The sequence below is a fragment of the Veillonella sp. 27098_8_77 genome, assembly GCF_041431535.1.
Lineage (GTDB): Bacteria > Bacillota > Negativicutes > Veillonellales > Veillonellaceae > Veillonella.
Genome location: NZ_JAPVXW010000001.1, coordinates 34,864 through 47,633 on the forward strand (window position 1 = coordinate 34,864; position 12,770 = coordinate 47,633).

At 32.9% G+C, this 12,770-nt stretch carries 6 protein-coding genes; all 6 read left to right on the forward strand.

All coding sequences use genetic code 11. The features are described from left to right. Positions 1 to 6 precede the first annotated feature (6 nt). The gene (locus O3617_RS00155; RefSeq protein ID WP_205097003.1) at positions 7 to 321 is read left to right on the forward strand and encodes a hypothetical protein; all 315 of its coding nucleotides are present in this window, start codon (positions 7 to 9) and stop codon (positions 319 to 321) included. 225 nt (positions 322 to 546) lie between these two features. Then, positions 547 to 3,453, forward strand: coding sequence for an insulinase family protein (locus tag O3617_RS00160; protein WP_371447930.1), 2,907 nt, complete (start codon positions 547 to 549; stop codon positions 3,451 to 3,453). Between the two features lie 97 nt (positions 3,454 to 3,550). After that, positions 3,551 to 4,498, forward strand: a complete 948-nt coding sequence (gluQRS, locus tag O3617_RS00165) for a tRNA glutamyl-Q(34) synthetase GluQRS (protein ID WP_371447931.1) — start codon at positions 3,551 to 3,553, stop codon at positions 4,496 to 4,498. Positions 4,499 to 4,551: 53 nt separating this feature from the next. Beyond that, on the forward strand, positions 4,552 to 4,926 hold the full coding sequence (locus O3617_RS00170; protein ID WP_371448281.1) for a CoA-binding protein: 375 nt from the start codon (positions 4,552 to 4,554) through the stop codon (positions 4,924 to 4,926). Positions 4,927 to 4,935: 9 nt separating this feature from the next. Beyond that, positions 4,936 to 5,256 carry a thioredoxin gene (trxA, locus tag O3617_RS00175; protein ID WP_118354002.1) on the forward strand — a complete coding sequence of 107 codons (321 nt, stop codon included), beginning with the start codon at positions 4,936 to 4,938 and terminating at the stop codon, positions 5,254 to 5,256. A gap of 360 nt (positions 5,257 to 5,616) precedes the next feature. Continuing rightward, on the forward strand, positions 5,617 to 12,699 hold the full coding sequence (locus O3617_RS00180; protein WP_371447932.1) for an ESPR-type extended signal peptide-containing protein: 7,083 nt from the start codon (positions 5,617 to 5,619) through the stop codon (positions 12,697 to 12,699). Positions 12,700 to 12,770 lie beyond the last annotated feature (71 nt).

Below are 12,770 nucleotides of genomic sequence, written 5' to 3' on the forward strand. Positions count from 1 at the left end.
TACATGATGGATAGTCTACGTACATTTATGGACGAAATGCTCGATGATCAAGGGCGTAAGGAAGGTTTTATTAGCGATTTATTAGCGAATTTAAAAACGCAACCTATCCCTACATTAGAGCAAGCACAGACAGGCTATACAACAGTGAGCAATTTACATGGTATATTTTATAATTATGATGCGTCAGAGGTGACCATATCTTATAAGGTAGTACCAGATATGTATGCTCCCTATACATTGAGTTTTCGCCAATTTGAGGTTGTCCTCGAAGGTCTTTTGACAAGTCGACGCAACCAAAAATGGCAAATTAAACAAGATTAATAATAAATCAGGACACTCCTATAAGGGTGTCCTGATTTATTTTCACAATAGATGCGATATTTATATCTCATGAATAAGAATAAGTTATAGATAATCTTTGTAATTTGATAATAATTCTTGAAAATTCGTGTAAATCTTCGTAATGTGGTATAATAGATAGTCAATAATAGATTAAGATTTTACATATATATATACATTATAAACAAATTAGAAAGAAGGGTATCTATGGAATTGAATAAAATATATTCTGGTTTTCGCCTTGATCGCATAGAACGTATTGATGAAATCAATGGCACAGCCTATGAAATGAAACATGAAAAATCTGGTGCTCGTCTTATTTATATTGACTCACCAGATACTAATAAAGTATTTAATATTGCTTTTAGAACCACTCCTCAAGATAGCACAGGCGTCGCTCATATCATGGAGCACTCCGTGCTTTGTGGTTCTCGTAAATTTCCATTAAAAGAGCCATTTGTAGAGCTTGTAAAAGGTTCTTTGAATACATTCTTAAATGCTATGACCTATCCGGATAAGACAATGTATCCAGTAGCAAGTAAGAATGACAAGGATTTCCACAATTTGATGGACGTATACCTTGATGCCGTTTTCTATCCACGGGCAGCAAAGGATCCAGAAATCATGATGCAAGAAGGTTGGCATTATGAACTTGACTCCGTTGATGATGAATTGACATATAAGGGCGTTGTATTTAACGAGATGAAAGGGGTATACTCCTCTCCAGATTCCGTTCTCGAACGCGAATTGATGTATTCCTTGTTCCCTGATACAACATATGGTGTTGACTCCGGTGGTAATCCAGATAATATTACGGATTTGACTTACGAAAAATTCAAGAAATTCTACGATGTGTACTATCACCCATCCAACAGCTATATTTTCCTATATGGCACAATGGATATTGAAGAGCAATTGCGCTTTATCAACGATGAATATTTGAGCCATTTCGATGCTATTGAAATCGATACTGAGGTGACTGAGCAGGCTCCGTTTAAGGAAGGTAAAGTAATTACATATCCTTATAGTGTAGGTTCTGATGAAAGTATGGATAATCGCACCTTACATGCATTCTCCTATGTGTTACCAGATGTAACACCAGAACAAAGCCTCGCTTTTGAGGTCTTAACACATGCTTTATTGACATCTCCTGCAGCACCTTTAAAACAGGCATTGGTGAAAGCTGGTATTGGCTCTGATGTATCTGGATACTATTTAGATAGCATTCGTCAACCAATTTGGGTTGTTCAAGCCAGCGGCTCTAATATGGATAAACAAGGTCAATTACAAGAAATTGTTGAATCTACATTACAACAATTATGTAAGGATGGCATCGACAAGGAATTGTTAGAGGCTTCTCTTAATAGCATTGAGTTTACCCTTCGTGAAAGCGACTTTGGAGGTCGTCCAATCGGTTTAGCTTATGTCATCCGCATGATGGATAATTGGCTATACGGAAAAGATCCAATTGAGTTATTACACTACGAAGAAGCATTAGCTAATATTCGTAAAGGTTTACAAGGTTATTACTTTGAAGATTTGATTTGTCACTCTATTTTAGATAACAATCATAAATCTCTCGTATCCTTATATCCTGAACAAGGCTTGCAAGATAAAAAGGATGCAGAGGTTAAAGCTCAATTAGCTGACATCAAAGCGTCTATGACACAAGATGAGTTAGAAGCTATTGTAGAACAAACAAAACGTCTTAAACTTCGTCAAGAGACACCAGATAGTGAAGAAGCGTTAGCTACAATTCCTCTTTTAGAATTATCTGATTTAAGTCCAGAAGTGGAAGATGTGGAACGTCGTGAAAGTATGATTGGACATACAAAAATTCATTTTGTGCCGACTTTCACAAAGGGCATCAATTATGTGGCCTACTATTTTAAACTAGATTGCCTTACTGAGGACGAATTATTCTATGCAGATATCTTAAGTGATATCATCGGCCGCGTAGATACATCCAAACGTTCTTATGAAGATTTGGCAAAACTGATTAACTTAAATCTTGGTGGTTTGAGTGCTGATATTACAGGTATTAGTAAAGCGGGAAAACGAGATGAATTCGTATCTCTCATGATTGTGCGTAGTAAAGCATTACATGCTAAATTACCTGAGTTGTGCAATATCATTAATGAAGTTATTCACGATGCTCAATATACCGATGTAACACGTTTAACAGAACTTGTACAAGAAGGCAAAGCTATTTGGGATAATGAGGCGTTCCGTAGAGGTAATACCATCGTTAGTCAACGAGTTATGGCAAAGGTATCGAAGGTTGGTAAATTCCGTGATGATGGTAATTTAGGCTATTATCAAAAGATTAGCGAGTTAGCTACTAATCCAGCTGCTTTACCATTGTTGCCTGAAAAATTAGCTGATGTAGCACGCAAGATTTTCCGTTCTAACAATGTAGAAATCATGTTCGTAGGTGAAGAACATGAGCTAGTACCATTTACAGAGTTAATGAAACCATTACTTGATTCTTGGAATGCAGAGGCATTACCAAATAATGTATTATCCATAGAACATACGAAGAGCAATGAAGGTATTGTCACTGCTGGTAAGGTTCAATATGTAGCGCAAGGTGGTAATTTCATCGATCATGGATTTACTCATGTTGGTGCTATGAGCGTATTGGAAACAATCTTGCGTTATGAATACTTATGGATTCGCATTCGCGTACAAGGTGGAGCTTATGGTGCATTTGCTAACTTCTACGACGATGGTAATATGATTTTCTGTAGCTATCGAGATCCAAATCTTGTAGAAACACTTAATGTATATAAAGAATTACCAGAGTACTTACGTCAATTTACATTAACAGATCGAGAAATGCGTAAATATATTATCGGTACTATGAGTGGACTTGATTTACCGATGACACCTGCATTGCGTGGTCCTCGTGCTATGGGCTTGTATTTTAGTGGTGCTAACATTGAAGATAAAGTGGCATTTAGAAAACAAGTTATCGCTTGTAGACCAGAAGATATTGTAGCTCTTGCAGATGTGGTAGAACCTGTGTTAAAGGATAATCATATTTGTTCTATGGGTAACGAACAAAAAATCAAAGATGCCGGTGTCTTTGATAGCATTGTATCCCTTGGATAATATATAGTTTATAAACGGATACTATCCTCACCATGTGTTAATATAATAATGTATTAATATAATAGTATATTGTTTGCGTAATAAGGAGATACTATTTATGAAAGGACGATTCGCACCTAGCCCAACGGGGTATATCCACCTAGGGAATGTGTGGATCGCCCTTTTGTCGTATATATCGACACGAAACCAGCATGGCACCTATGTGGTACGCATGGAAGATATTGATTTGCAGCGCTCTAAGCGTTCTTTAGGAGAAGCCTTGTTAGACGATTTAGAATGGCTTGGCTTTGAATGGGATGAGGGTCCTCGTGTGGGTGGACCGGAACTATCGTATTGGCAAAGTGAACGGTTGTCAATGTATGATGAGGTCTTACAACAATTAGAGAATACAGGTCTGATTTATCCATGTTTTTGTAATCGTACTCGCTTACAATCCATTGCTTCTGCACCTCATCGTGGAGAAGTCATTCATCACTATGATGGACATTGTCGTAGTTTAGATAGTGCTACAGTGAGATTGAAGCGATTAGAAAAGAATCCGTCAATGCGTATTAAGGTGACTGATTCTACTATGGATTTCAACGATATATACCAAGGGCCGCAGCATTTTGTATTGCGCCAAGGTGTTGATGATTTCGTATTGCGCCGTGGGGATGGCATGTATGCCTATAATTTGGCGGTCGTACTAGATGATATAGCAATGGGGATTACTGAAATCATTCGGGGGCACGATTTACTAGAAACTACGGCTCAACAAATGTATTTATATCGCACATTGAATGTGGAGCCACCTTGCTATGGCCATGCACCACTTCTTATGGATAACGATGGACATAGGCTTTCAAAACGGCAGAAAAGTATAACCGTAAAAGAATTGAAAGAACTGGGATGGTCAGCAGAACGTATTTTAGGTGAATTAGCCGTGTTAGCAGGATTTATTCCTACATGTGATGCGCCAAGCATCTCCTTACAATCATTACTAACATATATAGCGCGAACAGAAGAATTACGCTGTGAACATATTGTTTTAAAAAAATCGATATAATATATTGACAATTTTCGATATTGATATATAATAGTATATAAGAGGTGGTAAGAATGACTATTAAAGATGCATTAGCTGAAAAAGTTTGGGCTGTAATAGGTGCCACTCATAAAACCGATAAGTTTGGTTATAAGATTTATAAGTGCTTAAAAGAGCATGGATATGAAGTCTATCCGGTTAATCCAAATGTGACGAGTATCGATGGCGATACTTGTTATCCAAGTCTATCTTCGTTGCCAGTTGTTCCTAGCGTTGTTGATTTTGTTGTACCAGAAGCAGCCGGGCTTGCAGCAATTGATGAATGTAAGCAATTGGGAATTAAGAAAATCTGGTTACAACCCGGTGCGGATAAACCCGTAGTCTTAGCGAAGGCTAAAGAGGTAGGTTTGGATTACATTCAAGATTGTGTATTAGTTCAATTGCCTTAGGAGGAAATAATGAGCGAATTAAAAGAATTAAAAACAGCAGAATATCAAGATCTTCTTAATCAAGGTGGTGTAACAGTTATTGATTTTTGGGCACCATGGTGCGGTTACTGTGTACGTATGATGCCAATTGTTGAAGAAATCGCTGGTGAACTAGAAGGTAAAGCTAACTTTGTAAAAGTAAATACTGATGAAGAACCAAGCTTGGCACGTGATTTACAAATAGAAGTATTACCTACATTTGTAATTTTGAAAGATGGCAAAGTAGTAGATCGTAAAATTGGTTACATGCCAAAAGGTGATTTGCAAGGTGCTATCGAATCTAAATTCTAACTAGATTAATAAACGGTAAAATATATAAGGCCTATTAATGTATACATATACATTGATAGGCCTTTTTTATCTGTGTAAATAAAAATACAAGTAAAAATATTAATTAAATATAAAATGAAGAGGAAAATTTCTATATCGGAAAAATTTGATAGATAAGGCATTTTCACGATTTACACTATGTAAAATCATGAGTAAAATATGAAGCATAAGTTTAACTTATTAAAAAAACGCTTTAATTTTAAAATATCTTGTGCTAGTATTTAATTAGATATTGTGAATATTTAGTGAAGTATATTCCAGTATTTTCATTTATTTCATCTGTGCGGGGTGAGAGCCGCATAAGTTGGGAGGGAACTTAATATGAATAAGGTATTCAAAGTAGTATGGAGTGCGACTAAGAACGCATATGTAGTAACATCTGAGTTGGCTAAGTCGCATCAAAAAACAGCCACTACAATTGTAGCAGCCATTTTGTTAAGTGCCAGTTTGGGTGGAGGCATTGCTTCTGCATCCACACCTGCAGATTGGTATAGAACTGATCTTATTGGTAGTCAAAAATGGTTAACACCTGGCCAAGGTAGTCAAGCAGTCGAACAACAACCAATTGATTTACATCAACAAGATCAACAACAATGGCAACAAGGTCAACAACAAGACCAACAAAATCAACAACAATGGTCTCAACAACAAGATCAACAATGGCAACAACAAGACCAACAACAATGGCAACAGCAACAACAATGGGGCCAACAATCCCAAAAACAAGGTTCTGGTAAAGTCATCGTTGATTTGACTAATATTAAGAATCAAGTTAACCGAAACACTTATAATATCAGTGTATTGAATAATAATGTTAACTGCCTTAATAGTAAATTCTATTGTTTAGCTGATAAAGTATCTAAAAATACATTAGCTATTAATAATCTTAATATAAAAGTTGATACACTTAATAACAGTGTGAAAAACATTGAAAACAAAGTTACAAATAATGTAACTAAAAATGTTATCAACAAGGTTACTAACAATGTTATTAATCAAGTAAACAATACTGTAAACGCAAAGATTGATGTTAAAATTGAAGAAAATAATAAGAATATTATTAATCAAGTAAATAACAACATCAAAAAAGAAATTCAAAATAATAACACTACTATCATCAATCAAGTAAATCAAAATATTGATCAAACGATTAATAATAAGATTGAAAATAACAATACAACGATTATTAATCAAGTAAATCAAAATATTGATGCTAAGATTGAAAATAACAATACAACAATCATTAATAAAGTAGACCAAAATATTGATGCTAAGATTGAAAAGAATAATACGTCTATCATCAATACAGTAAACAAAACTATTAATGAAAGTATTCAAAACAACAATACTGTTATTAATAACAACATTAAAAACGAAATCAATGCTAACAATGTAGAAATCAACAAGACTATTAAGAATGAAATTAATGCTAATAACACTGTTATTAACAATAATATCAAAAATAGCATTGAAGCGAATAATGTTGAAATTAACAAAACAATTGTTAATAAGATTGACGAAAATAATGTAAAAATCAATCAAAATATCGCTAATGTTAAAAACGAATTACAAGCGAATATTAACAAGGTAGATGTTAAGGTAGATGCTAATAGCAAAGCTATTAACAACTTGACTGTTAACGTTAATAATAACAGCAAGTCTATTGCTGACTTGTCTAAACAAGTTAACGAAAACACTAAAAATATTACTTTCAACAATACTATTGCGATAGAAAACCGCAAACTTATCGGCGATAACAAAAAAGACATCAATGATAATAAAAAAGCTATTGAAGAGTTGAAAGGTAAAGTTGGTACTACTATCAACAACATCAACACAACAATTGATAATAAGATTAATGAAAACAACACTAAGATTATTAATCAAATCAATAAAGATGTAGACATTAAAATTGATAATAGTAAAACAAATATTATCAATACAGTAAACACTAACATTGATAATAAAATTAACGCTAATAACACAGTTATTAACGCTAACATTGATAATAGCATTAAACAAAATAATGTCGAAATTAACAAGACAATCAAAAATGAAATTAATGCTAATAATACAGTTATTAACGCTAATATTGATAATAGCATTAAACAAAATAATGTCGAAATTAATAAGACAATTAAAAATGAAATTAATGCTAATAACACAACTATTATCAATAAAGTGAATGCTGATGTTGATGCTAAGATTAATAATGTCAACACTACAATTAACAATGTAAACACTAAGGTTGACGGCAATACAACTAAAATAGAATTTAATAATAATCGTATTAATACTATTCTTGACGCTATGGGCAACCATGAAGGTCGTTTACAAGCTGTAGAAAATGATGTTAAGAACATTAAGACTGATTTGAGCAATACAACAAATCAAGTCAATATCAATACAAAAGATATTGCTGATTTGAAAGGTAAAGTTGGTCAAAATATTGGCAACGTTCAAGTAGATATCAACAATATTAAAAATGATATTACAAACATCAATAAAAAGATTGATCAAAATGACATTGCTATCAATACAAAAGTAGATAATAAAGTTAATGAAATCAATACTAAGATTGATAATAAAGTTACAGAAATCAACACTAAGATTGACAACAAAGTAGTTGCTATTGATCAAAAAATTGATAACAAAGTAACTGAAATCAATGCAAATATTGATAACAATGTAAATATTATTAACAAGAAAATCGATAACAATGTAAATGTTATTAATACAAAAATTGATAATAATAATATTACTATCAACAAAAAAGTTGATAATAAAGTAAACGAAATCAATACTAAGATTGATAACAAGGTTAACGAAATTAATGCTAAGATTGATAAGAACGATGTAACTATCAATACGAAGGTAGATAATAAAGTTAATGAAATCAACGCTAAGATTGATAACAATATTATCGACTTGAGCAAGAAAATCGATGCTAATATCGTTGATGTTAACAAGAAAATTGATGCTAATACAACAGCAATCAATAATGTTAATGTTCGTGTAGATGGTGTTAAAGGTGATGTAGCTGGTCTTACTAAACGCGTAGATCGTCATGACGAACGTTTAGACTACTTGCAAGGCAACATTGTAGATAACTCCACACGTATTAGTGCTAACGAAGATGATATCAAGAAATTGAAAGGCCAAATTGGCACTACAATCACTAATGTTGAAAACACAATCAATGCTAAGATTGAAGCTAACAATACAGTGATTAGAAATGATATCAATACTGCAATCACTAATAATAACACTGTTATCAATAAAAACATCGAAACAGCTATTAATAATAACAATACAGTAATCAATAAAAATATTGAAACTGCTATTACTAACAACAATACTACAATTCTTAATAAAGTTGATAAAAATATCGATGTTAAAATCAATGAAAACAACACAACAATCCTTAATAAGGTTGATAAAAACATCGATGTAAAAATCAATGAAAATAATAAACAAATCAACAATACAATCAATACTAAGATTGGTGAAGTAAATGTTAAGATTGACGGTGTTAAAGGTGATTTAAATGGTCTTAAAGGCGACTTGGATGGCCTCAAAGGTCGCGTAGATCGTCATGATCAACGTTTAGATTACTTAGAAGGCAATATTGTAGATAACTCTACACGCATTAGTGCTGTTGAAGATAATGTAAAGGTTAATACTACTAACATTGCAAACAATACTAAGAATATCAATATCAATGCTAAAGCTATCGATGAATTGAAAGGTCAAGTAGGTCAATCCTCTACTGTTATCAACGATATTAAAAACCAAATCACTAATATCAATGGTAAGGTAGAAAATAACACTACTAATATCACAAACAATTCTAAGAACATCGCTGTTAATGCACAAGCTATCGTAGATAATAGCAAACGCATCAACGAAACAAATGTTAAGGTAGAAAATAATACTACTAACATCACAAACAATACTAAGAACATCGCTGTTAATGCACAAGCTATCGTGAATAATAGCAAACGCATCAACGAAACAAATGTTAAAGTAGATGCTAATACAACAGCTATTAATAATGTAAATGTTAAGGTAGATGGCATTAAAGGTGATATTAATAATATCAATGTAAAAGTTGATGGTATTAAAGGCGATTTAGATGGCTTAACTAAACGGGTAGATCAAAATACAAAAGATATTAATGTAGCTGGCACAATTGCTCTTGAAAACCGTAAGTTTATCGGCGACAACAAGGTAGCTATTGAAAACAACATTAAGAATATCAATATTAACGCTAAAGCTATTGATGAATTGAAAGGTAAAGTAGGTCAATCCTCTACAGTTATCAACGATATTAAAACTCAAATCACGAATATCAATGGTAAGGTAGAAAATAACACTACTAACATCACAAACAATACCAAGAATATTGCTGTTAATGCACAAGCTATCGTAGATAATAGTAAACGTATTGATGCAACAAATGTAAAAGTAGATGCTAATACAACTAACATTGCAAATAATACAACTGCTATTAACAATGTAAATGTAAAAGTTGATGGCGTTAAAGGTGATGTAGCAGGTCTTAAAGCACGCGTAGACCGCCATGATCAACGTTTGGATTACTTACAAGATAACATCGCAGATAATTCTACACGTATTAGTGTTGTAGAAGATGGTGTTAAATCCAATACTAAAGCTATTGATGAATTAAAAGGCCATATTGGTACTCAAATCACAAATATCGAAAACACTATTACTAACAAAATTAATGAAAATAATGTAGTTATTAATAAGTCTATCGATAATAAGATTACTGAAAATAACACTACAATTCTTAACAAGGTTGATAAAAATATTGATGTAAAAATCAATGAAAACAACAAACAAATTAACAACACAATCAATACGAAGATTGGTGATGTAAATGTTAAGATTGATGGCGTTAAAGGTGATGTATCTGGCCTTAAAGAACGCGTAGACCGTCATGATCAACGTCTTGATTACATTGATGGCAACATTATTCATCATTCTGAACGTATCTCTGCTAATGAAGATGCTATCAAGAAATTGAATGGTAAAATTGGTACAACAATCACAAATGTAGAAAATACAATCAATACTAAGATTGAAGCAAACAACACTGTGATTAGAAACGATATCAACACCGCAATTTCTAATAACAACACAGTAATCAACAAGAACATTGAAACTGCTATTAATAATAACAATACAGTAATCAATAAGAATATTGAAACTGCAATTAACAACAACACAACTATTATTAACAAAGTTGATAAGAATATCGATGCGAAGATTATTGAAAATAATAAAAATATCGATAGCAAGATCAACAATGTAAATGTAAAAGTTGATGCGAATGCAAAATCTATTGAAAACAATAGTAAATCTATTACAGCTATTCAAAACAATGTAGCTAATATTAATAGTAAAGTTGATGTGAATGCAGCAGATATTAAAGCAATTCGCACTGATGTAACTAATAATGCAACAGCTATTGCTAGTGTATCTAAACAAGTAGCTGGTAATACAGCAAACATTGCAGATGTTTCTGCTAAGGTAAATGCTAACTCCACTCGTATCGATACAAATGCAGCGGCTATTGGTAACTTGAACGGTAAAGTTGATTCTAATGCGAAAGCTATTGAATCCTTGAAAGGTCAAGTAGGTAAAGGTAACACTACAATCGTTAATGTTGAAAAGAAAGTTGAAAATATCACAAACAACATTAAAGCTCAAAATAGTGTTATCAATGCTAATACTGTAAATATTCAAAACAACACTTCTAACATTAACAACATTAAAGCTAATGTAGTAAATGTTGAAAAGAATGTTAACAATATCAAAGCTGATGTAACTATCGTGAAGAATGATATTACTAACATTAATGCGAAGGTTGATGCGAAGATTAATATTGTGAACAACAATGTTGAAAACATCAAGAATGATGTGAAGACCATCAATAATCAAGTTACAAATATTAAGAATGATGTAACTAACATCAAATCTGATGTAACTAGCATTAAATCTGATGTAACAAATGTGAATGCTAAGGTTGAAAACAATATTAAGATTATTAACGGCATCCAATCAGATGTATCTGGCTTGAAAGATCAAGTTGGCAAAAATACACAAGCAATCAAAGATTTGCAAAATGTAAGCGCTGATGTATCTAAGGTGAAAGAACAAGTTAATGCGAATACAATCAAAGCCAATGCTAACGAAGAACGCATTAAAAATGTTCAAAGCCAAGTGGAAGTTAATACTGATAAGATTAAACACAATACTGAAAATATCAATATTAACAAAGCTGCTATCAAACAAAATGCAGAAGCAATTCAAAATACTAACGTAACAGTTCAAAAAGTAATCAACAAGGTTGATGAACATAGTGCAGCAATTAATAGTGTATCTGCTCAAGTTAACAAAAATACTAATAATATTGCGAATATCAATGCATCCGTTGTTGAAAATACAAACAATATTACAAAGGTAAACAATCAAGTAACAACAAATACTACTAACATTGCTAAAGTATCTAATCAAGTTACTACGAATATCAATAATATCAATGTAAATGCTAAGAATATTAGCGTGAATACAGAAAATATTAAAAATATTGATAGCCGTGTAACAACAAATGCAAATGCTATCGTTGGTATTACTGAATCTGTGAAAGCAAATGCTACTAATATTAATACTGTTAATAACCGTGTAACAGACGTATCTAACCAAGTTAATACCAATACACAAAGTATTGCTACTGTAACAAATCAAGTTAACGACAATACTAAATTAGCTAAGGCAGTAGGCGCGATTGCATTGGAAAACAATGAACGTATCAATGTAATGGGCTTACAAGTTAACAAGAATACTGCAGATATTAGTACATTAGCTGAAGCTGCAAATTACAGCTTGCGTGCAAGTGCACTAACACTTCAAGATCATGAAACTATTGAACAACATACAGCACAAATTCAAGATAACTCCCGTCGCATTAGCAGTGTAGAACGTGAAGTTAAAACTGTAGGTGCATCTGCAGCCGCATTGGCAGCATTGAAACCTATTGAATACCATGAAGGCCAAAAAGCTCAAATCATGGCAGCTGTTGGTACATACAAAGGTAAAACAGCAACTGCATTAGGTGTTGCTCATTATGCAAATCCTGATTTGTTATTCCATGCTGGTGCTGCTTATGATGGTGATAATGGTGTAATGGCAAATGCTGGTGTAACTATCGGTATTGGATCTGCTCCTGTAGCTCCATCTAAACCTGCATCCCCTGCAACTGTAAAAGTACTTGAAGATAAGGTTGCTAGCTTAGAAGCACAAAATAAAGAAATTAAAGAAGTGCTTGAAAAAGTATTGGCTGCTAATCCTCAAGTAGCTCAAAAAACAACTAAATAAGGTACCTCCCAAAAGGTAGGCACTGAATACCTGTCTATCTAAGGTATGTATAACCGCGTAGTACATTCGTG

Bases quoted from the DNA above. Each gene is read 5' to 3' on its own strand.
- O3617_RS00155 (WP_205097003.1), top strand. From the start codon at position 7: ATGGATAGTCTACGTACATTTATGGACGAAATGCTCGATGATCAAGGG.
- O3617_RS00160 (WP_371447930.1), top strand. From the start codon at position 547: ATGGAATTGAATAAAATATATTCTGGTTTTCGCCTTGATCGCATAGAA.
- gluQRS (WP_371447931.1), top strand. From the start codon at position 3,551: ATGAAAGGACGATTCGCACCTAGCCCAACGGGGTATATCCACCTAGGG.
- O3617_RS00170 (WP_371448281.1), top strand. From the start codon at position 4,552: ATGACTATTAAAGATGCATTAGCTGAAAAAGTTTGGGCTGTAATAGGT.
- trxA (WP_118354002.1), top strand. From the start codon at position 4,936: ATGAGCGAATTAAAAGAATTAAAAACAGCAGAATATCAAGATCTTCTT.
- O3617_RS00180 (WP_371447932.1), top strand. From the start codon at position 5,617: ATGAATAAGGTATTCAAAGTAGTATGGAGTGCGACTAAGAACGCATAT.